This is a genomic window from Vibrio sp. ES.051 (assembly GCF_002563795.1).
In the GTDB taxonomy this organism is placed as follows: domain Bacteria; phylum Pseudomonadota; class Gammaproteobacteria; order Enterobacterales; family Vibrionaceae; genus Vibrio.
On the sequence record NZ_PDJL01000004.1, the window covers coordinates 1,488,313 to 1,514,435 of the forward strand.

Genomic DNA, 26,123 nt, shown 5'->3' on the forward strand with positions numbered 1-26,123 from the left:
CCTCAAACCGCATAACGCCTTGTTAAGGGGTGAGCAACGCAATACTGAAGCCACTGCATACCGCCGTAATCACTAAAACCAACGCATAGTAAAAATGCCACGCGTTGCGAATCCCTCTTGAACAATTTGTTAGCTTAAATTATGTAGCACCATGCCACACCACCCCAAAACATAATATTCAAAGTCCAGACCATCACACTTTGAATAGGGAGCATATGAAAAACTAACTGTGGACATGCCCTAAGCTCTCTCAGCGAGAACAACATTTGAGGCTGGAAGTCCCAACTGGTAGCTAAACGCAGACCTCTTTTAAAACGAGGATGATTCACCAAATATTCGGCGTAAGATGAGTAAATTGTCCACAAGCCGAAAAGACCAAACAGCTCAATTATTGAGATAACTTCCAAACTAAATGGCAATAATGAAGGTCCACCAATGAGTAAAATACCTGCAAATATCCATTTTTTACTTCTCATTACACATCCTTGTTAATGATTTAAGCTAACGCCGCGTTAAGTGGTGAACAACGCAACCACTCACCTAAAGCATTGTGCCGTAAACACTTAAGCACAAGCAAACTGAAAATGCCAAGCGTTGTGAATCCGCCTTAAACGCTTTGTTATGACTATGGTATCTCAAATCACCACCAAGCAAGTCAAACACTGTCTTTAACAAGGAATTTTAGCAATGTCTTTAGTTTCATTTTATGTCACCATTGTTGCTGTCTTTCCGCCTGTAATATACGCCCTGTAGCAGCATCAACGCCATACTGCCTAAGATGATTCCACTAACTTGGAAACCAGAGAGATTAGAATCCTGAAGAGCTAGGTAAACCAAAATGCCTGTAATGGGCGTTAAGATGAATGAACGCCTCGCTTTTTCCTGAGTACTAAGATTCCACCAAAACAGCTTCTTCATATGTAAAAATCCTTTTCATTCGAGATAGTCATAACGCCCAATTAAGGTGTGAGGCACGCAATACCGATGTTGCCGCATACCACCTTAACCACTAAAACCAACGCATAATAAAAATGCCACGCGTGTCGAATCACTCTTAAATTGTTTGTTAGTACGCTACTCCAAAACCTTTGGCACACCCCAAAGTGTTGAAATATAGCACGAAACTTTTGGCTAAAAACACTGAAGCTAAACGGACAGTCGCCAAACTCGAACCCACTCTCAAAACGCAAGTTGGTGAGAAGAAAAACACACAAAACTGCCTAACTTTCACCGCATTCAAATTAGCAAAGAATTCGATCATCGGACTTGAACAACCACGCCAACGAGTCGAATTTACGATGAAAAACTAACCATAAAAAAGAAGCCGCGCCAAAGAAATAGCCTGTGAGTGAGAAACCGTAAACGGTGAAATAAACGCAAGCACTCCACATATAGTGCCACCGGAAAGAACGTGAAAGGCACATTTGTTCAGGTGTAAAGCTAGAAAGAAAAACCGATAAACACCGAAATTTATGACTTTTGATGCCAACCCAGTACTAACGCCGCATTAAGGTGTGAGCGGCGCTTGGCTATACTTGAGCGAAGCGAAACTGCCAAGCGTTGTGAATCACTCTTAAATGCTTTGTTATGTTTATGCCCCAAAGTAGCACCAAAAGTAGTTCCACCAATATTCAATTAACTCTATTTTGTCTACTAGCGAGAGTGTTGTTGCAATTGCTAGAACAAATGTTAACCACGCAACAGATCTTTGTGTCTTAGTTTGAGATGACTGAAGTTCAAATAAACTTGCATCCTTTTTGTAGCTTTCTTTAGTTTCTGTGAAGAAATTAATTCCTTTTCCTGTAACTTTGATCCTTTCATTTGGTCGGTCTTTATTTATGATTTTAAACTCACCAGATTCAACACATGATTCCACAACCAAATTGACTGATGACGAAATCGCAGACCTTGAAATTACACCTTTATATTCTTTATTCGGGTACAATAGATCTACGAGGTCTTTCCTATCAAATGAGCCATAATTGACAAAATAATCGTTGCTAAAAATAGCTTGGAATATTTCATACTTGGACTTCACAACATCTACAGGTCTAACTTTATTGAATAGTTTATTTTTAATAACTTTCAGCTTACTTTTCAGTATTGAAAAATAAAAAATTCCCAACTTTCGATATAAGAAATATTTAAACAATTTTATAGTCGAATACGTATTGTCATGATCTGACCAGTTGTTCAACACGATACCAATTGATACTTTTATAAAAGCAAGGTGATCATAAGAAAGTAAGCATTCCTTCTCAGGGATTGAGCCTGAGTCTTTTCCTGTAAGTAATCGAACCCCTCCCCTGACTGTTGAACTTGATGGAATAAATCTGAGCTTTACATTTGAGTACTTGACCAAATCCTCTCTGATAAATTGGTAACTTTCTAGTCGAGTATCATTTGCAATAAAAAGTTCAACGCGATAACGCGGTAAGAACCTAAATTTATCCGATTCATCATCTAAATGCTTTGCAAAGTATGAAATTAGATAATATCTAATTAAGCTTCTGATACTATTTAACTTTTTTATGTACAACTCGAAACTTTCCTCTTATAAACATAACGCTGCGTTAAGTAGTGAGCAACATTGCCACCTAACCTAACCCATTGTGCTATAAACACTAAATTCAAAGAAAACCCAAAATGCCTAGCGTTGCGAATCTGCCTTAAACGCTTTGTTATACAAATTATTCACCTGACTTTACCTTTTTCCATTCGTCTTTGACTATAAAACTACATTGCTCAATAGAATCGAAGCACATTTGGGACATTTTTGTATAGTTGAATAGACCGCCTCGAATATGTTGCAACAATTCCTTGTTCATCTGATCGATATTGTCCATCAAATCTATATGTAGCTGCTCATCCATATTTAGGTGCAGCCTTACTAAGTTACTTTTTCTTAAGATTTCTTTGTGCAGCGCTAATACTTCATTTCGTTGTAGCTCACCATCAATTGAAGCATTTGGCAGATATTGAAAGTCACTCATAAGCTCAGAAACTTGTTCTCTTAGACTAATAATCCAGTCTTGCCTATTCTTAGACACTACTGAAGACTTAATCTGCTTTTTAGCAATTAAAATCGACACTGTTGGCCCCACAATGACTGCAATTAAAGCTGTGACTGCACTTATTGTCTCAATATTCAATGAAAATCTCCTATTTGTTATAACGCCGCGTTAAGTGGTGAGCAACTCCAACCACCCTACCTAAACCATTGTGACATAATCACTTAACTTAAAATAAACCGAAATCGCCAAGCGTTGCGAATCCGTCTTAAACGCTTTGTTATGAGCGTGGTTCAGCTAGGTGCTCTATGCCCAATTCTCGTTGCTTGCGCTTACTTAAACCACTCGCGACAATTCGGTATGATTCCGATAAATAATACTTTAGGTCATCGTCTAATTTGCCTGAAGTCTCAACTTGCTGTATCCACTTCATTCCACGACTAGCAAAATATGGAGCCGGTTTATAACCTTCACAATCACTTAGAAAGTCGAAATTTAAGTTGGAGGTTTTAAACGTGAATGCAGCTTGAGAACCATCGCTCCAACCTCCTATGGCAAAAACTTTACCACCAACCTTCCATACATCGGAATTACCCCATTGAACGACGTGACTCGTTCCGGCAAAAGATCCGCAAAAATGGTTAAATTCTTCGTAATTCATACTGATTTCCCTATTAGCTCATAACGCTGCGTTAAGGTGTGACAAGCGTTTGCCATACTTGAGCGAAGCGAAACCGGCAAGCGTTTGGAATCACCCTTAAACGCTTTGTTAGCTGCGTTCTCAAATTAGACCGTGTAATCAAATACGACGATATCTTCAAGCAACGGCCTAAACACTTGCTTCAACTTCTCATGTTCGACATGCGGAAGATAGTTTTGGCGCCCAGTTTCATCTGCGAAAGTCATTAAAACTGAATGCGTATAACCTTTACTTTTACCTTCGGGGCTATCATTAATACCCCACTCTACCGATTCGACACCCGCTACTTTCTCAGGCATAGATTCAAATAAACCTTTAAGTTTGTCTATTTCTGAGACCGACGATGCGTCTTTAAATTTTATTAGTAAGATATGTCTAATCATTCTCTTCTCCCTAGCAGCTAACGCCGCGTTAAGTAGTGAGCAACATTGCCACCTAACCTAAACCATTGTGCCGTAAACACTAAATTCAAAGCAAACCAAAAATGCCGAGCGTTGCGAATCTGCCTTAAACGCTTTGTTAGTTGCCATTCTAAACCTTTGATTTCCAGTTTATTTCCACCTTTGCCAACGCCGTTTTTCAGCGCTTTGACAACTCAAATCAGGCGCAGTTTTAAAGCGCCTGCCACTGAAACCACTTGGAACTGACAACGCCGCAGAAAACTGGCCAAAAGCACCAAAAAGACCTTTTGGACAGTCAATGCCACAAAGCTGACTGTCCACGAGTAAATGAGCGTCTGAAACAGCAAAACAAAACCACAACGCTAAAAATCGAACACAATTTCAGCAAACCACACTCAGCAACAAAAAGGAGTAAAATTGCACGATGCATTAGCCCAAAACTTTCTGATTTAGCTGCGTTTTTCCCACTGGCAACTAACGCCGCATTAAGGTGTGAGTAACGCGACCACGAAACTTAACCATACCACTGTAAACACTGAACCCAAAGACGAAGCAAAAATGCCAAGCGTTAGGAATCACTCTTAAATGCTTTGTTAGGCTTTTTGTAGATGACGCCGTAGGTTTTTGTAATATATTTTAGTAAGTTACCATAATTTTCATTGATGTGCTCTTCGATATTTTCTGCCGTTATGGCTAATGAATTTTCAACACTTTTAGCTACCATTGGGTTTTCCCAGTTCATATGTGAGCTACCCAAAGTCATAGCGAATGCTTGCATTCTGTCATGTTGCCAAACAATGTAATTACATGCGTTAATGCAATCTTCGAAACCAATCGGTTGATGAAGTTGGATGCGAACAAGCAAAGATTTTATACGACTCGAATTCTGACCACATGGCTCAAGAGCCGCAATTAACTGTTTTGATAAGTCATTGCCAAACTCATTTATTACATAAACGACCTCAGGATGAGGGAGTGACTTGTCTAGTTCAATGTAGTCTTTATGTGACTCAAACCGAATATGGCTAAATTTTACAATCTGTGCAGGTACTACAGAATGACGAATAAATTCATTTACTTCAGTAACTAACTCATCAAACAAAGCGTTTACTTGCGCTGATTTTTGCTGAATTTTCCATGAAGAAAGAGCACAATAAGCAACAACAACAGTAAGTAGCCCCGAACCAGCTTGTACGATCCCACTCCAGTCCCATTTTGAAATCACCAACCAGATATCTTGCATATTTCTCCTAAAGCCTAACGCCCTGTTAAGGTGTGAGCAACGCAATACCGAAGCTCCCGCATACCACCTTAAACACCAAACGCAACGCATAGTGAAAATGCCACGCGTTGCGAATCACTCTTAAACAGTTTGTTAGCTTGTAAGTGGAATGTGGAGCATACGTGAATCTGACACAATGAGATCGTATCGTTGAATGAACTGATCAAATTTTGATGGATCGTCACTGTATGATTGAATCCACTTATTACAAGCCTGACCAAACTCATGTATTAATGCTCGATAGTCATAATACTTAGCATTTTCTTCCAACAACTCAACTTCCGGAGGAATACTGCCGACATAAGCAACCAAGCGTTTTATGCTACCTTTTTGGACTTGCCTTGAATCCAAGTTACTCATGTGTAAGAGTGAATTTCGATGCTCCCAAAGCTCTCTAGGAGTAACCTCGACTGATGTTAAGTCAGCATACTCATTTAACCATTTAACAAACGGGGTATCTTCACCTCTAGAGCTTTCGCCAAACTCGATATAGCCAATCGAGTCAACAGCTACAAGCATAAGCTTAATGCTAGAAACATAATGTCCTGCTTGATATAAGACTCTGAAAGGTTGAAAGAAGTCATCGTTTATTAGTTCTGTAAAACGAAAACCTTTTTCTGTTATGTATTTATCACGCCAATCTACAGTCATTTGTTCTCCTACAAGCTAACGCCCTGTTAAGGTGTGAGCAACGCAATACCGAAACTCCTGCATACCACCTTAAACACCAAACACAACGCATAGTGAAAATGCCAAGCGTTGCGAATCACTCTTAAACAGATTGTTATGCCTTATACTCCAACAGTTTTTCGATACCTTTTTTGGAGCCTTTAACTGGGTACTTTTTACCTAATACGTCCGTTAAAAAATATTTTTTAAATAACAAGCCATCATGATTAACTGCATATAACTTTGCAAAATCATCATGCTTAATTCGATACTCGTAAATATCTCCATCATCCAGTCTCACTGCGACATCATGGACAAAGCCGCTAGATACGACCGACGGTAATCCATGCTCATCAAATACTATTGGTTCATCTTTCAGCGACCAAGAGCTTGATGATTTCCTTGAAATATAACCACAAAGATCAGATAGAAATATTGCTCTTTTTCCAGTGTTAACAGCATATATGCGTAAAAATGGGGGCGGATTATCTAAGTTCTCAGATTGATCTTTGGAGTAGTCATATACTACCTTGCAGAAAACTTTTACCCGACTTCTATCTCGATAAATTGCATACCCACTCACAAGTAAACTGATAACGGAAATCACCAAAGCAGACCAAGTTACAACACTTTCCAAATTCATTTATTCCTCTAAGGCATAACGCCCTGTTAAGGTGTGAGCAACGCAATACCGAAGCATCTGCAAACCACCTTACACAATAAACGCAACGCATAGTAAAAATGCCATGCGTTGCGAATCACTCTTAAACAGTTTGTTAGGCTAAAACTCCGGCAAGTTTTCTAAGTTGTCTTCCTCTTTGCTATTATCAGTAGTTTTGAGGTAACTAATTCCATTAACCTTGATCACAAAAACCTTTTGACCCTTGCTGTACTTGCCTTGGTTATTTTTGTAGATAGTTACAAATGTAGTTCCTTTTTCGATGGCATCAACTATAGCCTGCCTAGTATACGAAGCCCCTTCACCAACATTTTCGCCTTTGTCCTCATGCGCATATAGATGTGTTATGTGAGTGTGCTCAGGGTTATATCTTACTGCTGAAATTAAGTAGTCGGCCCATTTAGCCATATTTAGTCCTCGTTTGTGTATGGATCTAAACTGTAACTAACTTAACTGACAAAAAGTATGAACAAGCACACATAAAGATGAACGCATTCTTTAGCCTAACGCCGCATTAAGTGGTGAGCAACGCCTACCACCCGACCTAAACCATTGTGCCGTAAACACTAAATTCAAAGCAAACCGAAAATACCGAGCGTTGGGAATCCGTCTTAAATGCTTTGTTATAACTACTTTTTCCTTAATGGTTGACATGCTAATAGAAAGAAGCAAAACGCAAACGTGCTCCCTACTGCTGCCAAATAATTGAGTCCACCGTAGTTTACCAGTAAAGACATAACTGTAGGGGCAATAAAAATAACTGCATATATGAACAACCTCACTGGTTTTAGTTCTTGTGAACACTTCTTACATGTTATGTACTTATCAAGGTTTATAGTTAATTTGGCACCAATGGAAATGGGCGCACTACAATTTGGACATTTAAACATATGTACTCTCATCTAGTTTCAATGTAGTACCAAACTAGCCAAGGAGGTCGAACTGTGCAAAGAACTTGGAAGGTAATTCGAGGTAGTTCAAACCTGACGGTAGTTATAACGCCCAATTAAGGTGTGAAGCACGCTACCACGACACTCAATTTGAACACCTTAATCACTAAACTTGACCCAAACCAAAAATGCCAAGCGTGCTGAATCACTCTTAAATTGTTTGTTATGATTTTATCCCGACACGCTCACCAAAAGCCGATTTATCATACCTTTGAAATAACTCTTCTTGCCACTCTTTATCGATATGTAAATGCTCTAACAATGAGTATCGTTCTACAAGTTGTCGATACTTATAAAAATCATTTTCTGGATCATCGACAATACAGTTAATCGCTAGTAATTGAATCACATCTTTATTCAAGAATGAACGTACTATATTCGAGTAGAACTTTTCAGTTGGTGAAACATCTTTGGTAATCGCCACATTGAATTTCACGGGCTCTGCGCTGAATTTACTATGTTGTAAGATAAACTTAAGAATATGGTATAGAACACGAAAATAATGACTCGTATCACTAGATGACTCTCTCATCTTGGTAACTCTTTGATCAAGAGAATTACCTGTGCCATTTTTTATTACTGTACTATGTAGCCTAGATATTTCTGATGCTTGAGGGATGTCTCTGACAATTAATCGCTCACTTAAACCTGAATGGACTGCGTTTAGTTGGTTTAGAAGCGAAAAAAATGTGTCCTCAAATCTCTTTTTTTCTTGAGTTAACGCTTGTTCTCTTTGGGCTTTCTCTGTTTCCCTTAGCACATTCTGAGTTTCAGATAGTTCTGTTTTTTGAATAAGTACAGACTGAGTTAGCCAATAAAATGCTAATAAGGCAATTAGGGGATTAAGAAGTCCACCGACAAAATCTCCGAAAGTACCCCACATGGAACTATCAGTAGAAAATCCTTGTTTATTTATAAAATAAAACCAAATTAAATACGTTGCTGGGATTGCAACGATTAGGAAAAAAGCAAAGATCTTCGATCTTTTAATAGTTTTTGCTAAATCTGATGTTTCCAATATTACCTCCAAAATCATAACGCCCAATTAAGGGGTGAACAACGCCTCCACCCAAACCAAAAGCATTGTGCCATAAACACTAAATTTGAAGTAGAAGCAAAAATGCCAAGCGTTGTGAATCCCTCTTAAATTGCTTGTTAGCTTTGTACTCCCAGCTCGTGCATTAGTTTCTTTCTACACTTTTCGACAGACTCAATGGCTGACGAATAACCTGGGACTGCTGATTCTAAAATTGCTTCGTCAGGTTCACTGCTGAGAGCAAGTTCCATACTAGATAGCATACCTAGAGATTGAGATAAGTCTGACAAGGCTTGCTGTGCTGCTGAAGTAAGGTAAAGGCCGTGAACCATTTTAACTTTATCTATAGCGACGCGATAATAATGAAAATGTCGATTATCGGCTAAAGTGTCGACATTACTCCAAACGTAATGTTCATTTGGTGATCGTTCTGCGAGTTGTTTCCAACTGTATAGATGAATTTCTACGAGTAACTCATCAATTGCAGTCAGCGCGTCCAAGCTCTTAGATTGAAATGACTGACGAAGAGCCCCTTTTACATCTAGTTCTGTTTTTATCTTTTCGAGTTCAACAGCATGCTGACGTTTAATGGATTCTACTTGGTCTGTAATCTGCCCAATATCTTCTTTTGTCGCTAAGTTTTTGGCTTTTTCAGATAAATACTTGGGAAAGTAGTTTCTAATAAGAAAACCACCGATGGATACGGATACCACCACAGCAATGTTTAAGATTAACACTAAATCTTCCAATTGACCTCCAAAGAAGCTAACGCCGCGTTAAGTAGTGAGCGACGCCTCCACATAACCTAAACCATTGTGCTGTAAACACACAACTCAATTTGAACTGAGAATGCCATGCGTTGCGAATCTGCCTTAAACGCCTTGTTAGGCTTATATTTCATCAAAAGTAACAGAGTGCTTCTCGCCACTTAAAACACCCTGATATACAGAACATTCAATCTGGTTGTTTTTCAGGCTATCAAATATAGCAATTTTCGTTTTTTCTGAAACTCTAGGACCAAGGTAAATGGCTTTGATAGCTTCTTTAGGGATATCAACTAGATAAATTTTATTACCAAACTGATCTAGGACTGGTCTATTTTTGTCGTTTTTTATTGGATAAAGTCCAAGAAAATTTATTGTCAACCTAAATTCTTGCTCATAGCTCCACGATAGGTCTTTTGTACCTATGATTTGCTTGTTCGTATCAAATGAATCTAGCTTTATACATGGCTTATTCTCCGTATACACCATACATATAGGATCAGTAGCTTTACCAGTTTGATCTTTTTTATGGAAAAACTCATGTTTAGAGTCAAAAGCGATCACATAGCCACAATAAGAGTCAGAATAATGTGACCACATCAAGAGAGAACTGTTTGTCTTGGAAAGAGACAATACACCAAGAGTTTTATCTAACATATTGGTGATCTCTTGTGTCATCAACGAATCTTGAATCGCTTTGCCCCAAAGCTCTTTGAGAGTAACGATTGCATTCTCATAATCACTTTTGTTCTCAACCTGCTCGATAGGGCTAAGTTGATTCCAAAGCTCATCCAACTCATCGAGAGAGCTTTGCATCTGACTTTTAAAGGCATCTTTGTTATCTACTGAATGATAAGTCTCGTAAAAGTCATTCAAAGAGCTAAGTTGCGTAAATCTAATTTTCAGGTTACGAATGACATCAAGTCGCTCGACTGGTAAATACTTGAAGAGTATCAATCTTCCTCCTATAAGCCTAACGCCGCATTAAGGTGTGAGCAACGCTACCACGAACCTAAACCATATCACCAGAATCACGAAACCCAACGATGGAATGAAAAATGCCAAGCGTTGGGAATCACTCTTAAATGCTTTGTTATGTGCTACTTTGACTTACTTTTCTGAATAGAATTAACCAAAATATTAAGTCCATATTTCACAATTTTAGAAATAACTGCTTTAGTTTTTAACCATTCAGATATTGAAGGAGAAACCGCATAATACGCTTTAACAAACTTGTTACCTAAATATGAGTTCATTAAATTTTTATCTCTAAAGTCTCGAAGCTCTCTAACCTGCCAACATTCTGCGTCACCATATACAGCGGTTGCAATAAAGCACATGGACGACTTGAAATTTCTCACTTCCGCAGCGCAATAAGGGCAAATAGATCTTTCGGCTTTTCCTGCATATGTAATCATACGAGGAACTATTTTCTTATTACAACTCGGGCAATTAATTCGATCGTCCGTAGTTGTAGCTTTTTTAGCTTTATTCGTAATAACTACATCAAAAGCTCGTGGACCTTTATTTCCAGGCTTTGAAGAAAACTCTACCTCATCACCGTTACTTGGTAGCTCTGCACCCTTAACGCCTTTAACATTAAAATAATGGTCATCACCACTTTCAGAAACAATAAAGCCAAAGCCCTTGTCTGAGCTAAACCACTTAACTTTTCCTTTCACAACACAGCCTCAAAATGGAAAAACCAATGTGACATTTTACTGTGTTTTCATTTAATGCAAAAGGTAGAGTAGCCACCTGTATCACATAACGCCGCATTAAGGTGTGAGCGGCGCTTGGCTATACTTGAGCGAAGCGAAACTGCCAAGCGTTGCGAATCACTCTTAAATGCTTTGTTATGCGTAATCGCTATTGGTGCCGAAATCCAAGCTACATGTATAACACCACCAACCGTCACCATCTTTATGCATACGTACTGACTTATTTCCGGTATCTAAGCACTTAGGGCAGAATGGACCATCTTCAGTCCCGTCTTCTAGTTGTTTCCAGTAGATCCCTCCTTTAAATACCATTGCTTTTCTATTTGAAACTTCGCGCCTCAATTGAGACAACTCTTCTTTGAGCCCAAAGTTTTCTTCTTGCAACTCTAAAGCAGCCTCGCGAAGCTCCATTATTTTTTCTTGTGCTTCGATTGTTGAGCCCTTTTTGATTAATTCAACAATATCTTTGTATCTTGGAATTGCCATTTTATCTCCTTACGCATAACGCTAAGCTAAGTAGTGAGCAACGCAATACAAAAGTCACCGCATACCACCTTAAACACATAAATCAACGCATACTAAAAATGCCACGCGTTGCGAATCTGCCTTAAGCGCTTTGTTAGTTTGCCACCACGATGAAGCCAAAGGCTTAGCGCCAAGATGCTGAATTAATGATGAAACTACTGGATTTAAACACAAAGGTAAAACGGACAGCTCAGAAGTTAAACCCAACCAACAAAATGCACTTGGCTAAGAAGCGACAGACGACAAACAACGACGGTTTGAAGTGCTTTAACTGACAAAGGATTCGTTCGACCAACCTGACAACCAAATATGATCAAGCCATTTGTTAACAAATTAGCTGCCAAGAAAAAGAAAACGCACCAAAGAACTAGCAATAATGTTAGAACCAGTAAGTGACTCACTCGCCGCAAACGCTTCCAACATAGTGCCACCGGAAAGTTCGTGAGATTGGAAAACGGACAGGTGAATAGCTAGAACGTAGAACAACGCTCTTAGACCACAAACGCTTTTCTGCCCTTTGCAAACTAACGCCGCATTAAGGTGTGAGCGGCGCTTGGCTATACTTGAGCGAAGCGAAACTGCCAAGCGTTGCGAATCACTCTTAAATGCTTTGTTATGCTTTGCTAACTGCTACACGAAAATCAGCTAAGTGCTCTGGAAACAAGACACCAACTCGACCAGTTTTCTTGTTAAAGCCCAATTGACCTTTATCCATGATTGCTTCAAGTTGTTTACTAATTTGAGCATTCATTTTGCTTAAAATGTAGCGAATGAAATCATCAACAACGTTGTAATCGTCTTTTATGGAGTCAAATTTAACAGAGGACATCGACACTCCAATTGATTTGTCCCAAAAGTCTTCATATTGGATAAACAGCGGGACTGTACCATTGAAATACACATCTCCTATGGATAGTTTATTAACTTCAACGTTGCCGTGTAACAGATCATTCCGTTCATTCATTAACGTATGGAATTTTTTACATTCGTCAGCCGTATAATCGACAATTTCTTCAAAACCTACACAGTTTAAATGTAGTGATTGCACCCTAATGTCAATTGGCTGTCGTAGAGCGTTTTGAAACAACCTTTCGTTTGATTTAATTTCAGGCTTACACAGTAGAAATAGAGCCAAATTGATAAATGATTCTGCTAGTACAGGAAGCATTGAACGCAAACCAAATGAAAGCCCGACAGCATGACTATATTTATCCGTCATCTCTTCCCAACGATTGCTAAATTCGGTCATATCTTCTGATGATGTAGGCTGCGGAACTTTATCCTTTGCAGGGTTGAGGTTAAGCTCGTCCAACTTATTCATATGCTGTCTGACAGCCGACAAAATTCTATGGTATGGGTTTACAAATTGAGTCCATTTCTCTAACTCTTTTCGTAGTTCAGATATTTGTTTTCCATAGTTGCCAATATCTGATTTAACCTGACTAATAAACATGTCTAAAGTTAAACCTTTATCTTTAAAGTCACCGACTAAATGTACCTCTGTTCGAAAGTTGTGACCTTGTATAGACGTTAACCCAAAGTCACCGGCAAGTGTCCATTCCCATTGAATGAGGTTGTCTGAATCATTAGATCGAAATAAGTTTTGCATTCCATTTGGCTTTCCGTATTTAGCATACAGGTAACAATAAAGATCAAGGGGTTTGATCTCATTGGTAAACTCCCATATATCTCCTCCTTTGGGAAGCTTTCCACCTTGCATGATTTTAACAATGCAAGAAGGGCTTATTGATTCTAATTCTAAAAAGTAATTGTTCAAATTAACTCCAAACTTTATTGCAATGCATAACGCCGCGTTAAGTAGTGAGCAACATTGCCACCTGACCTAAACTATTGTGCCATAAACACTAAATTCAAAGAAAACCAAAAATGCCTAGCGTTGCGAATCTGCCTTAAACGCTTTGTTAGTTGCCATTCTACACCTTTGATTTCCAGTTATTTCCACTTTGCCAACACCGTTTTTGAGCGTGTTGAAAAACTCAAATCAGGCGCAGTTTCAAAGCGCCTGCCACTGAAACCACTTGGAATTAGCGGCGCCGTAGAAAGCTGGCTAAAAAGCACCCAAAAAACCTTTTGGAAAGGTTATGTCACAAGGCTGATTTTCAACGAGTGAGTTAGCGCCTGAAACGGCAAAATAAAACCACAACATTAAAAGTCGAACGAAACTTCAGCAAACCACACCCAGACAAACATCGAGCACAATTCATTAGCCCTAAACTTTCTGCCTTAGCTACGTTTTCCCCACTGGCAACTAACGCCCTGTTAAGGTGTGAGCAACGCAATACCGAAGTTGCCGCATTCCACCTTAACCACTTAAAACAACGCATAATGAAAATGCCACGCGTTGCGAATCACTCTTAAACAGTTTGTTAGGTTTTTACTCAAAGAGTGCTCTATAAACTGGCGAAGATTTACTCTCATTTAAATCTATGACTTTTACATGCTTCGAAGCATGCATGGCAAGTTTACGATCCATTGTAACCAAGTACGCATCTTCAATCTTTGCGATGCATGCAAAAACCAAATCTGCTCCATACAACTTATCAAAGCCATCCAACGTAAATAATTGATTAGCTTTTCGAATTAGTTCTTGGTCAACATCGTACATAAGAGCTCGGTCATCTAAAAGATAGAACTCTCTAAGAACCGGTTTTCCTTTGCGAGCGAGCTTTGAGACCGTTGCATTTACTTCGAAAACAGCGAGAGTTGGAAATATATTTTGATAGTCAATATCAATCCAACCGTCAGAAAGATCTTTAAATAGGCTTCTACCCGGTGAATATCCATCATCATTCGATTCTTTAATATTTACTATTGCTGATGTATCCCATACAAACTTATGCATTTTACCTCCGAAAAACCTAACGCCCTGTTAAGGTGTGAGCAACGCAATACCGAAGCTCCCGCATACCACCTTAAACGCCAAAACCAACGCATAGTGAAAATGCCACGCGTTGCGAATCACTCTTAAACAGTTTGTTAGCTTTGTTGGTTGATTGATTGTTCTGCTATTAACTGCCATGAATGTACGTCAGGCTTACATTGCAACAATTTTAAATCTTTGCGTCCCCATGAGAGAAGGATCTCTTTAAGTTCATCACCGGAGAAGTCATTCTTTTTAGTTACATTCTTATATACATGCCGACCTAAATATATTTCCTTAATAGCATTTTCTGGTATATCAAAACAATACAATGGACGCCCTGCTACTGAGATTTTATTCCAAGCGTTACTGCGCCCCTTACCGAAATGGTAGCTAAACGGTAGAGCTGATATGTCCTTAACAACTCGAACTTCTTCTTCGTAGCTCCACTCAATAGATTTGTACAAAAATGCCCTTTTGATTAGATTAAACGAGTCAGAGTTAAATTTGATGCCATTTCCTATACTCATCAGTTCTTCACTACTTAAAGTAGGCAAATTTTTATGTGGCTTGGTTGCCGAATAGACGATTTCTCCATACTGACAAGGTATGACGCACGCATCTTCATCTGTAAATCCAGCTAATTTAGCATCAAAGCCAATTACCACACCTTGATGTTCGTCTCCATAGTGAGCCCACATCAATGGATTCAATGGTTGCCTAGTAAGTGAAAGCACACCATAGTTTCTTGAAAAACGATTTTTACACGCATTCGTAGCCATGCTTGCAGTTACGAATGAATCACTACCATCCTCGAATCCAAAAGCGGTGCATTCAAATGGGTCGTTCAAGTCTTCAAGACAAGAGAAGCCAAGTGATGAATTTTCAATAACAGAAATAGCCGCTTTAAACGACATATATTTATACAGAATCAACGTTTATCCTCAAAAAGCTAACGCCGCGTTAAGTAGTGAGCAACGCTACCACCCAACTTAAACCATTACACCGTAAACACTAAACCCAACATTGAACTGAGAGTGCCAAGCGTTGGGAATCTGCCTTAAACGCTTTGTTATGCTACCTTTTCGCCATTGGATGGTCTGGGTTTAATTGAAGAAGATCCCATAAGTTTCCATACAAGTCTTCAAACACTGCTACCGTTCCATAGTCTTGTTCAGCTGGCTCTCGGACAAAGTTAATACCAATAGATTTCATGCGCTCAAAGTCACGCCAGAAATCGTCAGTATTTAAGAACAGAAATACTCGACCACCTGCTTGATTACCAATGAAATCTTGCTGCTCTGGCTTCGAGGCTTTGGCAAGTAGCAACGTAACACCATGAGAATTTGGTGGAGCTACAACCACCCACCGTTTATCTTGTTCAGGTTGATAAGTATCTTCAATAAGCTCAAATTTGAGTTTGTTTACGTAAAAATCAATTGCTTCATCATAATCGTTTACAACCAAGGCAATATGGACAATGTTCTGTTTCATAGTATTCCTTATTTAAGATTTCGCCCGGTAGCATAACGCCGCGTTAAGTGGTGAGCAACGCGGCCATCCTACCTAAACCATTGTGACATAATCACTTAACTTAAAATAAGCCGAAATCGCCAAGCGTTGGGAATCCGTCTTAAACGCTTTGTTATATGCGTGCTATTTGGTTACGCTGTTTAATTGCAGTAAGTCCCACTTGTTACCATATAGGTCTTGAAACACCACTACTGTCCCGTACTCTTCAACTCGTGGCTCTTCGTTAAATACAACGCCATTTGCCTTCATTAGTTCGTAGTCTCGCCAGAAATCGTTCGTTTGTAGGAACAAGAAAACACGACCACCAGTTTGATTACCTACTGCTTGAGTCTGTTCTTTGGTACTAGCTTGAGCCAAAAGTAGATTCGTACCATTAGAATTTGGAGGAGAAACTTGAACCCAACGTTTGCCACCGCCTAAGTCAGTATCTTCGATCAATGTAAACTGAAGTTTTTGAGTGTAGAACTCAATAGCGTCATCGTAATTCTCAACAACTAGGGCGATATTTCCGATTTGTTGTTGCACAAGTTTAGACATGGTTATTTCCAATATTTCAAAACCCTAATTCTACACTACGTTATGATTTTTTCGAGAAAGCATATAACGCCCTGTTAAGGTGTGAGCAACGCAATACCAAAGCCGCCGCATACCACATTAAACACTAAACGCAACGCATAATAAAAATGCCACGCGTTGCGAATCACTCTTAAACAGTTTGTTAGAAAAGGGACTGCTGATTAGGGTCAACATAGTCGATCACCAATCCCTCTGATGATAGATCCAAGCTGAAGTTACGAATAACAGCAACGATAATGGAAACAAACTCTACGGTTATATCAATTGCTTGTTGTGCGTCTTCAGATGAACACTCATTAGCTGCATGCATGATTTTGTTGCGTAACCTTTGAATATTGTCTCGCTCTCGCCAAAGAGTTTCCGAAGATTGTTGGCGCTTGTACTCATTAATTGAACAACCTAAGTCTACATTTTCATCGATCACATCGAAAACTAGATCTTTGAATCTATCGATTCCACTTTGTTTGAGTAACCCACTTGAGATCATTTCTGCCGCATATTCGTTATGAACCATTCCATACACTATAGGCTTTAACAAAACTGATTTAATTAACACCTCGGTCGAAATTGCTGCATAAATTAACGAAACCGTAGGATCTACCTCAAGAAGAGCTTTGCTCTTGCGTAGAAACTTAATAGCATTCTCAGCTAAGTCAGGCTTTTGACGATAATACGACTGCATTCTCTCAAAGATAAACTCTTCAATAGCTTGATCTCTGTGCTCCTCATACAGCTCCTCTCGAAGTTCTTCCTCAATATTGGAGTACATTTCATCCATGTATTGATCGTATTGAGCATCATATAAATCGTATCCCAATTCTAACCTCCATTTTCTAACGCCCAATTAAGGGGTGAGCAACGCTACCACCCAACCTAAAGCATTGTACTGTAACCACTAAATTTGAAGTAGAAGCAAAAATGCCAAGCGTTGGGAATCCCTCTTAAATTGTTTGTTATGTTTTACCACAAATGACTGATTTACTTGGCAAAGAACTGCTTTGTTGAGCGCATTTCAAGAAGTAAATCACAAGCTCATTCTAGCTTGGCCGCCAAATGCACGAAACATAAAACGCGCAGATCCACTTCCCTGCCCAATGAGGCAACCCGGCTTAACTTCAACAAGCGCCCTCTCTTTCCAAACAAAGCGCAAAACAATGGCAAATTGCCGAGGCAACTGCCAAGCCGACATGCTACTTGCCAAATACGTTCAAAGCGACTTTGAGCCAGAGAAATTTACAACCATCCGCCACGACCTGCAAATGAAGCAACCCGCGAATATTTACATGTTTTACGGGTTGAGAAATTCACGAATTTTGGCCGACAATGCGGATTTGCTGAGGCAACTCGAACGAACTGCCAAAAGGGCAAAGAACATAGATCGAAGAAGTTTTAAGCCACTGAAATACAAGTAAACATAACGCCGCGTTAAGTGGTGAACAACGCCAACCACCAAACCTAAACCATTGCACCTTAAACACTTAACCTGATTGAAACTGAAACTGCCAAGCGTTGTGAATCCGTCTTAAACGCTTTGTTAGGTTTTGGGCTTATTCTCCCAATGAACCCCAATCTGTTAGATTTAATTGCTTGCGCCTAATGTAGTAGAAGGTTGCCATAACCAAACCAAACAAAGTGCCAGCAAGTAACGAGATGAAAACTGCTTCTAAAACTGGTTTACCTAGCTCGTTCCACACGAGAAACCATTGAAAGATTCCCCAAACAGGAGCGAAGAAAGCCACACAAAGCATAACGTTTGCAAAATAGGTTTGGTAATAAGGTGGCGGAAAACACATGCCAAGTTTACGTAGCCACTTTACAATTGGTGGATTGTAGTTCGACTTCCAAACACCTTTGTCACTTAATTCTTTGTGAGCAAGTTGCAGCTTCGTTTCATAATCCATTATTCAAAATCCTCGAATTCGATGTTTCCCGCGGAGAAACCTAACGCCTTGTTAAGGTGTGAGGCACGCAATACCGAAGCTTCCGCATAACACCTTAACCACCAAAACCAACGCATTGTAAAAATGCCACGCGTGCCGAATCACTCTTGAACAATTTGTTATGAGACATTTTTTCGCAATAGATTCTTTCTGTGCTTTTGATACTGCCTACTTTTAAAAACCCAATCACTGCCTGCGAGAAATACCGCGCCAATGACAGTAACTAAATAAAGCCGGTACGAAATAAAAGGCGACAGGTTCAAGTAAAAATCGTTTTGAACAAATGCAGTACCAAATATAAATGGTACACAGAAAGCTAATCCATGAGTAAGACAGTGCCTTAGAAAGCCTCTCTTTTGAATCTTGAGCCACTGAACCTGTTTTTTCCGTTCCATCTATTCCACTCTATTCTGCATTTTTAATGGTGGCTCATAACGCTGCGTTAAGTAGTGAGCAACATTACCACCTAACCTAAACCATTGTGCCGTAAACACTAAATTCAAAGCAAACCGAAAATGCTAAGCGTTGCGAATCTGCCTTAAACGCTTTGTTAGTTGCCATTCTAAACCTTTGATTTCATCTCCATTTCCACTTTGCCAACACCGTTTTTGAGTGCTTTGAAAAACTCAAATCAGGCGCAGTTTTAAAGCGCCTGTCATTGAAACCACTTGGAATTAGCAACGCCGTAGAAAACTGACTAAAAGCACCAAAAAAACCTTTTGGAAAGGCAATGTCACAAAGCTCACTTTCAACGAGTACATTCGCGTCTGAAACGGCAAAACAAAACCACAACATTCAAAATCGAACTCAATTCTAGCAAGCTACACCAAAGCACAAAACCGAGCAAAATTGCACGATTCATTAGCCCGAAATTTTCTGCTTTAGCTGCGTTTTTCTCACTGGCAACTAACGCCGCGTTAAGTAGTGAGCAACGCAAACCACCAAACCTAAACTATTGTGCCGTAAACACTAAATTCAAAGCAAACCGAAAATGCCGAGCGTTGGGAATCTGTCTTAAACGCTTTGTTAGGTGAATTACACGAAGATTACAAATAATTGGCCGCTTTTTCATAAGCTTCAAGCTCTATCGGAGATTCCCGATAACCAAAGATTGCGAGTTGCAGTAAATACTTTTTTGTAAACTCATCAAGACCTAACTCTTCTGCTTGTTTTACATGAATTAACTCATGTGAGAGAAGCAATTTATCACCCTTAGCTTTAGTGGAAATCCAAATACCATAGCCAAACGTAGTGCCTGTGAAATAAGGAGAATCAAGACCTAACCGCTGCATCTGAAATAAAAGTGACTCGTTTTTAGGTAAAGGCAATTTGTCCGCATAATAAACACGTACTTTTTCAGGGTGTTTAATGCCAATTTTACGAGCTATTTCGAGGTATTGAGGCAATAGTGACTCTCCTTGAGATAAGGCTATATTTTCATTGTTTCTTACATATTTGATAGATAATGGAAAATATGCATCTATTTGCTCCACTAAGTGAACTGGCGGATTTGAATAGACTTCAGATTTATCTTTGCAGCCCAGAACTGAAAAAATCGAAACCGCCAACATTATGGACTTTGAAACAGTCTTCATACTTTGAGTGAACTCCTTTTCACCTAACGCCCGCTTAAGTGGTGAGCAACACTGCCACAAGACTCAATTATTACACCGTAAACACAAAAGCCAAATCAAACTAAAAACGCCGAGCGTTGCGAATCCGTCTTAAAGCGTTTGTTATAACGCTGTTTTCATGACTTAGACTTTTCACCAAGATATTGCGAAAACCTCAAGAGGTAACCATCTGGGTCTTGCACTAAAAACTCGCGCTGCCCAGAAAGGCTATGGCCAACGTCATACCATGTATCTTTCTGTTCTTTGAACAATGATATCCCAGCTAGCTTGATACGTTTATAAACAGGTTCGATGTTCGATAGTTCAATTTGAAAATTTACACCACGCCCGAACGGCGCTTCTAAGCTTCCTGTAGCCCAACCGTTATCATGAATTTGCTCCAACATGATTTGTACTTGTTCAAATTCGATGTAAGCAAAATCTGGTTTTGTTCTTTGACTTCTAACCTTAAACCCTAAGATTTCACAGTAAAAATTCAGTGATTTTGAGAAGTCTGATACCGATAATTCTGGCACCATTGGATTCCAATATTCTTCCATACAATCCTTAATATGTGTGATGAACTCTACTGCGTTATAACGCCCAATTAAGGGGTGAACAACGCGACCACCCAACCTAAAGCATTGTACCGTAACCACTAAAATTGAAGTAGAACCAAAAATGCCAAGCGTTGGGAATCCCTCTTAAATTGTTTGTTAGGTGTCTCTCAACGCGCTCAGTACCTTTAGCGCAAATTCGTCCCAACCTGGCGCAGTAAAGGCAATACTCCTTACCTGTTTAACAGCATAAATGGCTTCTATAGGTGACAGCTTTTTGGTGCTCATTAAATATGCAGCCAAAGCTAGACCAGTGCGATCTTTACCTGATCTACAGTGAATAACAACCACACCATTGCGCTCGTGCTGTTCAATGAAATTGAGTATTTGTGGGAGAGTCTTTAAGCAAAGATCCAAATCACCATCGAGAGGTGGTGCATTACTTGAAAGCGGAACGTTTTTGTAGGCAATACCCAATGACTCCAGAAGAGAAACATGCACCATTTCACCGTCATTGACAGATAGTATGGCAACTACATTGTTATTGTGTAGTTCATTTAGATCCCACATACAGTTGTCAGGACCACACCTACCAGCCACTGATTTTTCGATAAAAAATAACTGCTGCAAAATAGTTCTCCATTAGGCACCTAACGCCGCATTAAGGTGTGAGCGACGCTTGGCTATACTTGAGCGAAGCGAAAATGCCAAGCGTTGCGAATCACTCTTAAATGCTTTGTTATGAATTTTTATTTCTCATGAAATACTCATAGTTTAACAAGCACTTAATTAACTGATTTAGAGAATGCATTAAACGATACGAATCTAGTATTTTGCGTGTAAAACCTAAAAAGTAAATTTCATTTGGTTTTTCCTGCTTCATCCCCTCCTGTCTAGGGAAGTACGTTACTTTTTGAGAAACTTCATCATATTCAGCTTTATAGTGTGCAACCGCATTTCTCAACTGATTATCAGCGACACTCTTTGAGATCGGTAGCCAAGTATCATCAATGAATTCGAGTTTCTTACCAAATGGCTTATTCGCAAAGTCGTTAAGATTTTTAATCTTCTCATCTGAGAATTTATTGTGGTCACTACGTTTTAATAAATTATTAACACCGGCTACGAGCACAATTTGTCTGGATATTATCTCTGAAATGTCTTTATAAAGATCCTTATAATTTTTGAATTCACGTGAAGACACGCGATAAGGAACTTGCTCATTTCCATCGACATAATCTTTATCGTAGTCTAGAAATAGTGCAGGTCTGAGGGCTAGTTCTAGCTCCAATATTCTCGGATAAATCTCAAAGCAATCCTCTTGAAGATTGAAAATAAATTTAGATTCAACTATTTCTTTAACAAATGAGTCCATGATGTTTTTGTCTTTTTTGACAATATCATTGAACTTAGTAAGGTACAGACTGACATCTTCAGCATTAGATGTTGGGGTTGAAAACGGATAAAAAACCTTCGCAATAACACAATACATCATCATATTAATGTCACAGTCTTTAAACGATTTAGCAGGTTCATCAAACTCTTTCTCCGCAAGATCAGAGAGGACTTTGTTTCTTTTTCTCTTGTATAAGTTGACCAAGCGCTCAATGACTTCATGCTTCTTGTACAACTGGTTCAACGAATCGAGTCTAAAGTTGTGGATTTGAAAATTTTCACGTCCAATACGACCAATAGCTCTAAGAAAAGGTGTCTGCCCCATCACATAAGGCTCAAATGACACTGGAAAATCAATATGCAAGTCAATAAATGGGTTTTCACCAGTAAAGTGCCCATCCAATGGGTAGCTTTCTGCGCCGTACATCTTGGGCTGTTTACCCTGTTCAACAGTTACTTCTATTCCAGATCCACAAGATGGGCAGGCAAACCTAAAAGGCTGAACATCTCGGTTAGACATACCAAAACGGCAATCAACTAACCCTCCACAGGTTGTACATTTTAATCTTTCATTAAAGTTCACTAATTACACCTTACCTAAAAATTTCATAACGCCAAATTAAGGTGTGAACAACGCTACCACCTTACCTAAACCATTGTGCCATAAACACTAAACTGACTTGATGTGACGGCGCCAAGCGTTGTGAATCACTCTTAAATTTATTGTTAGGCTTCTGTACGCTGAGACAGGGTTAGGACCATACAATGCGAACCAGTATGGGATTAGTAACCCAAATGCCATTGACCCACCTATAAACGTGGTTGGGAAGCTTTGTAGCACTAATTCAAAAGCCTTATCGTACTGCTCTGGACTCAACGTTGACTTACTTACGTATAGCTCATAAGAGAAGCAAACCGGCTGATATATCGACATTCGTAAAAACCAACTCAGAGCACTAACAGGAAGCAAAAACAAAAACGGTCTCGTCCACACTGAAGGCACTATAAAGTGAATTGCAGGAATCAAGAACAGAAAAGACACATACAAGGCATTCGCTGATATGTTCTGGGTGCTAAATGTATAAGACTGACCTTCATACATCATCAACACAGAGACCCCGAGCACACTAATTAGGAATAGCTTCCAAAGTTCTTTTGTACGTGAAAAACGAAGCAAGCAATAGCCTACAACCAATAGCAAGACCGTAAACCAAATGTAAGCATCCCAGTTCATTTCGAGGAATCGAGGACGAGATGTCTGAATAATGATCAAAAACGCATACGCTACGGGCAGGTATAGAAAGAAAACAACTCCAAGACGTAAAAGTGCCCAAACCGCCTTTCTTATCATCTAGTACTCCTCCTAGAAGCCTAACGCCGCGTTAAGTAGTGAGCAACATTGCCACCTGACCTAAACTATTGTGCCATAAACACTAAATTCAAAGAAAACCAAAAATGCCTAGCGTTGCGAATCTGCCTTAAACGCTTTGTTAGTTGCCATTCTACACCTTTGATTTCCAGTTATTTCCACTTTGCCAACACCGTTTTTGAGCGTGTTGAAAAACTCAAATCAGGCGCAGTTTCAAAGCGCCTGCCACTGAAACCACTTGGAATTAGCGGCGCCGTAGAAAGCTGGCTAAAAAGCACCCAAAAAACCTTTTGGAAAGGTTATGTCACAAGGCTGATTTTCAACGAGTGAGTTAGCGCCTGAAACGGCAAAATAAAACCACAACATTAAAAGTCGAACGAAACTTCAGCAAACCACACCCAGACAAACATCGAGCACAATTCATTAGCCCTAAACTTTCTGCCTTAGCTACGTTTTCCCCACTGGCAACTAACGCCGCGTTAAGTAGTGAGCAACGCTACCGCCTAACCTAAACCATTGTGCCGTAAACACTAAATTCAAAGCAAACCGAAAATGCCCAGCGTTGCGAATCTGCCTTAAACGCTTTGTTAGTTGCCATTCTAACCCTCTGACTTCCAAATTATTTTTACTTTGCCAACGCCGTTTTTCAGTGTGTTGAAAAACCCAATTCAGGCGCAGTTTCAAAGCGCCTGTCACTGAAACCACTTGGAACTTACAACGCCGCAGAAAACAGGCAAAAACTACCCAATAAACCTTTTGGAAAGACAATGCCACAAAGCTGACTTTCCACGAGTACATTCGCGTCTGAAACGGCAAAACAAAACCACAATATTAAAAATCGAACGCAACTTCAGCAAACTAGATATGGAGACAAAACCGAGCACAATTGCACCATTCATTAACCTTAAGTTTTCTGCTTTAGCTGCGTTTTACCGCTGGCAACTAACGCCCAATTAAGGTGTGAAGCACGCAATACCGATGCTACCGAATACCACTTTAATCACTAAAATCAACGCATAATAAAAATGCCACGCGTGCTGAATCACTCTTAAATTGTTTGTTAGAGTGCTCACAACAACCGATTTAATGAATGCAGAAGTTTTCTTTCAGCAACCTCAAGTTTCAAAACTTGTTCTTTCTCGGTTTTATCATCAATGAGGAGTTGAGACTTAACTAATAGGCTCATTACCTCTGTGATACATCTGTCATATTCCAACAAAGCATCAACTACCTCAGTATTACCAACAATGCCAGCAAGAGACTTTGCTTTAACTCGATTGACTTCATTATCCGTCATTTTTTGAGATGCTGAATCTATGACTTTCCCCCATCCTTCTCCAGCGTTATATCGAGAACTAACTAAATATGATATGTAGGCCCGTGAACTACCTTGATACTCAGATAAAGCCTCAGCAAAACTGATCACGAGAGCTCTTTTAGCTTTGTCGTCTTCTATTGTTTTCTGGATAGCCACTTTGCGCTTTTCGATAAAATATGGAACTAAACCAGCTGATAAGCCAACTAGTGCTGGTATCCCAATCTTTAATGCATCTTTGTATAACTCAATTTCTTCTGGGGACATCAATTTCTCCTGCACTCTAACGCCCTGTTAAGGTGTGAGCAACGCAATACCTAAGCCGCCGCATACCACCTTAATCACTAAAACCAACGCATAGTAAAAATGCCACGCGTTGCGAATCACTCTTGAACAGCTTGTTAGGCAAATAGTCAAAGTGATTTAATGCCTTGACCCAATATCATGATCTTCATCACCGCCCTCAATTAACCTTGTTAATTCATCACACAAGACTAAACGATTATTATGTATCGTGAACTGGGCTATAACTTTGACTTTTATAATCGAGCCATCTTTTTTGTGGGCTGTTACTACATGGTTACTGAAAAGAACATTGCCCTCTTGAACCAAAGTAAGAAAGTTAACATCTAATGTACTAATAACTTTCTTCTGTGCCTCTATATGATTTACAAAGCTATCATAATCCAACTCCACTCCATCCACTTTTTGTATATAAGATGGGTCGACGTACTGCTCAATTAATGCAACATCTAACTCTGGCGCCATAAGAACATCTGTAAATAAATTTTTAATAAGTGCTTTTTCTAAACTCATTTCAATTATCACCTCACCAATATTTGCCTAACGCCGCATTAAGGTGCGAACAACGCTAAACACCGAACCCAAACCACTGCACCTTAAACACTTAAGCCAAGTTTAAACTGAAATCGCCAAGCGTTGAGAGTCACTCTTAAATGCTTTGTTAGGCGCTTCACGCAAATAGTTAAAATTGGATTTAGAAAACCACCTTTTGGAAAAATAAACACACGTAACCCACTGAATTTGATTGAAACCCAAATGCTAAAGCGGCTAAGCCTCTGAAACCCACTGCAACCAAACCACCAAAGAAATTGGCTTCTCAGCACGTAAACATGGAATTTGGAAAGGTTAACTTTCAAAGCTGAATTTCAGCCAATGAACTGGCTCCAAAGACAGAGAAAATCA

The 26,123-nt window shown here is 39.4% G+C and carries 28 protein-coding genes; all 28 read right to left on the minus strand.

The window, feature by feature from the left end:
• Positions 1-134 precede the first annotated feature (134 nt).
• The 28 genes from ATG66_RS13410 to ATG66_RS13625 all read right to left on the minus strand — a co-directional run bounded on the left by ATG66_RS13410 (position 135) and on the right by ATG66_RS13625 (position 25,733).
• Entirely contained in the window at positions 135-476 is a 342-nt protein-coding gene (locus ATG66_RS13410; protein WP_069537329.1) for a hypothetical protein, read from the minus strand.
• Positions 477-1,591: 1,115 nt separating this feature from the next.
• Positions 1,592-2,539 (minus strand): hypothetical protein, encoded by a 948-nt coding sequence (locus ATG66_RS13425; protein WP_098415756.1) that lies wholly within the window; start codon positions 2,537-2,539, stop codon positions 1,592-1,594.
• Positions 2,540-2,690: 151 nt separating this feature from the next.
• Positions 2,691-3,152: a hypothetical protein gene (locus ATG66_RS13430; protein ID WP_098415757.1), complete on the minus strand. Its 462-nt coding sequence runs from the start codon at positions 3,150-3,152 to the stop codon at positions 2,691-2,693.
• Between the two features lie 139 nt (positions 3,153-3,291).
• Positions 3,292-3,672 carry an MmcQ/YjbR family DNA-binding protein gene (locus ATG66_RS13435; RefSeq protein WP_045608197.1) on the minus strand — a complete coding sequence of 127 codons (381 nt, stop codon included), beginning with the start codon at positions 3,670-3,672 and terminating at the stop codon, positions 3,292-3,294.
• Positions 3,673-3,797: 125 nt separating this feature from the next.
• Positions 3,798-4,094 (minus strand): Dabb family protein, encoded by a 297-nt coding sequence (locus ATG66_RS13440; protein WP_098415758.1) that lies wholly within the window; start codon positions 4,092-4,094, stop codon positions 3,798-3,800.
• Between the two features lie 586 nt (positions 4,095-4,680).
• On the minus strand, positions 4,681-5,445 hold the full coding sequence (locus ATG66_RS13445; protein ID WP_373560839.1) for a hypothetical protein: 765 nt from the start codon (positions 5,443-5,445) through the stop codon (positions 4,681-4,683).
• A gap of 42 nt (positions 5,446-5,487) precedes the next feature.
• The gene (locus ATG66_RS13455; RefSeq protein WP_029857376.1) at positions 5,488-6,045 is read right to left on the minus strand and encodes a hypothetical protein; all 558 of its coding nucleotides are present in this window, start codon (positions 6,043-6,045) and stop codon (positions 5,488-5,490) included.
• 133 nt (positions 6,046-6,178) lie between these two features.
• The gene (locus tag ATG66_RS13465) at positions 6,179-6,706 is read right to left on the minus strand and encodes a hypothetical protein (protein ID WP_098415761.1); all 528 of its coding nucleotides are present in this window, start codon (positions 6,704-6,706) and stop codon (positions 6,179-6,181) included.
• A 138-nt stretch (positions 6,707-6,844) separates the two neighbouring features.
• Positions 6,845-7,150 (minus strand): DUF3892 domain-containing protein, encoded by a 306-nt coding sequence (locus ATG66_RS13475; RefSeq protein ID WP_098415763.1) that lies wholly within the window; start codon positions 7,148-7,150, stop codon positions 6,845-6,847.
• Positions 7,151-7,855: 705 nt separating this feature from the next.
• The gene (locus ATG66_RS13480) at positions 7,856-8,710 is read right to left on the minus strand and encodes a putative phage abortive infection protein (protein WP_257145743.1); all 855 of its coding nucleotides are present in this window, start codon (positions 8,708-8,710) and stop codon (positions 7,856-7,858) included.
• Between the two features lie 137 nt (positions 8,711-8,847).
• Complete coding sequence (locus ATG66_RS13485; protein ID WP_143699696.1) at positions 8,848-9,465, minus strand: hypothetical protein; 618 nt, start codon at positions 9,463-9,465, stop codon at positions 8,848-8,850.
• Between the two features lie 153 nt (positions 9,466-9,618).
• Positions 9,619-10,449: a DUF2971 domain-containing protein gene (locus ATG66_RS13490; RefSeq protein ID WP_098415766.1), complete on the minus strand. Its 831-nt coding sequence runs from the start codon at positions 10,447-10,449 to the stop codon at positions 9,619-9,621.
• 143 nt (positions 10,450-10,592) lie between these two features.
• Positions 10,593-11,174: a cold-shock protein gene (locus ATG66_RS13495; RefSeq protein ID WP_098415767.1), complete on the minus strand. Its 582-nt coding sequence runs from the start codon at positions 11,172-11,174 to the stop codon at positions 10,593-10,595.
• A gap of 174 nt (positions 11,175-11,348) precedes the next feature.
• On the minus strand, positions 11,349-11,699 hold the full coding sequence (locus ATG66_RS20645) for a bZIP transcription factor (protein ID WP_143699697.1): 351 nt from the start codon (positions 11,697-11,699) through the stop codon (positions 11,349-11,351).
• 652 nt (positions 11,700-12,351) lie between these two features.
• Positions 12,352-13,515, minus strand: a complete 1,164-nt coding sequence (locus ATG66_RS13510; protein WP_031856767.1) for a hypothetical protein — start codon at positions 13,513-13,515, stop codon at positions 12,352-12,354.
• 618 nt (positions 13,516-14,133) lie between these two features.
• Positions 14,134-14,601, minus strand: a complete 468-nt coding sequence (locus ATG66_RS13520) for a hypothetical protein (RefSeq protein ID WP_049535828.1) — start codon at positions 14,599-14,601, stop codon at positions 14,134-14,136.
• 134 nt (positions 14,602-14,735) lie between these two features.
• A complete protein-coding gene (locus ATG66_RS13530) occupies positions 14,736-15,554 on the minus strand; it encodes a DUF2971 domain-containing protein (protein WP_098415770.1) in 819 nt (272 codons plus the stop codon).
• 142 nt (positions 15,555-15,696) lie between these two features.
• The gene (locus ATG66_RS13535; protein ID WP_098415771.1) at positions 15,697-16,113 is read right to left on the minus strand and encodes a VOC family protein; all 417 of its coding nucleotides are present in this window, start codon (positions 16,111-16,113) and stop codon (positions 15,697-15,699) included.
• 162 nt (positions 16,114-16,275) lie between these two features.
• On the minus strand, positions 16,276-16,689 hold the full coding sequence (locus tag ATG66_RS13540; protein ID WP_098415709.1) for a VOC family protein: 414 nt from the start codon (positions 16,687-16,689) through the stop codon (positions 16,276-16,278).
• Between the two features lie 181 nt (positions 16,690-16,870).
• On the minus strand, positions 16,871-17,545 hold the full coding sequence (locus tag ATG66_RS13550) for a hypothetical protein (RefSeq protein ID WP_098415773.1): 675 nt from the start codon (positions 17,543-17,545) through the stop codon (positions 16,871-16,873).
• 730 nt (positions 17,546-18,275) lie between these two features.
• Complete coding sequence (locus tag ATG66_RS13560; RefSeq protein ID WP_098415775.1) at positions 18,276-18,629, minus strand: DUF6404 family protein; 354 nt, start codon at positions 18,627-18,629, stop codon at positions 18,276-18,278.
• A 1,085-nt stretch (positions 18,630-19,714) separates the two neighbouring features.
• On the minus strand, positions 19,715-20,263 hold the full coding sequence (locus ATG66_RS13575; protein WP_098415776.1) for a hypothetical protein: 549 nt from the start codon (positions 20,261-20,263) through the stop codon (positions 19,715-19,717).
• A gap of 155 nt (positions 20,264-20,418) precedes the next feature.
• On the minus strand, positions 20,419-20,841 hold the full coding sequence (locus ATG66_RS13580) for a bleomycin resistance protein (RefSeq protein ID WP_098415777.1): 423 nt from the start codon (positions 20,839-20,841) through the stop codon (positions 20,419-20,421).
• 156 nt (positions 20,842-20,997) lie between these two features.
• Positions 20,998-21,468 carry a protein-tyrosine phosphatase family protein gene (locus ATG66_RS13585; protein ID WP_098415778.1) on the minus strand — a complete coding sequence of 157 codons (471 nt, stop codon included), beginning with the start codon at positions 21,466-21,468 and terminating at the stop codon, positions 20,998-21,000.
• Between the two features lie 109 nt (positions 21,469-21,577).
• Positions 21,578-22,816 carry a hypothetical protein gene (locus tag ATG66_RS13590; RefSeq protein WP_212756011.1) on the minus strand — a complete coding sequence of 413 codons (1,239 nt, stop codon included), beginning with the start codon at positions 22,814-22,816 and terminating at the stop codon, positions 21,578-21,580.
• An 87-nt stretch (positions 22,817-22,903) separates the two neighbouring features.
• Entirely contained in the window at positions 22,904-23,584 is a 681-nt protein-coding gene (locus ATG66_RS13595; RefSeq protein WP_098415779.1) for a hypothetical protein, read from the minus strand.
• 1,087 nt (positions 23,585-24,671) lie between these two features.
• Entirely contained in the window at positions 24,672-25,184 is a 513-nt protein-coding gene (locus tag ATG66_RS13615; protein ID WP_098415782.1) for a hypothetical protein, read from the minus strand.
• 156 nt (positions 25,185-25,340) lie between these two features.
• Positions 25,341-25,733, minus strand: a complete 393-nt coding sequence (locus tag ATG66_RS13625; protein WP_031850676.1) for a hypothetical protein — start codon at positions 25,731-25,733, stop codon at positions 25,341-25,343.
• Between the last annotated feature and the right edge of the window lie 390 nt (positions 25,734-26,123).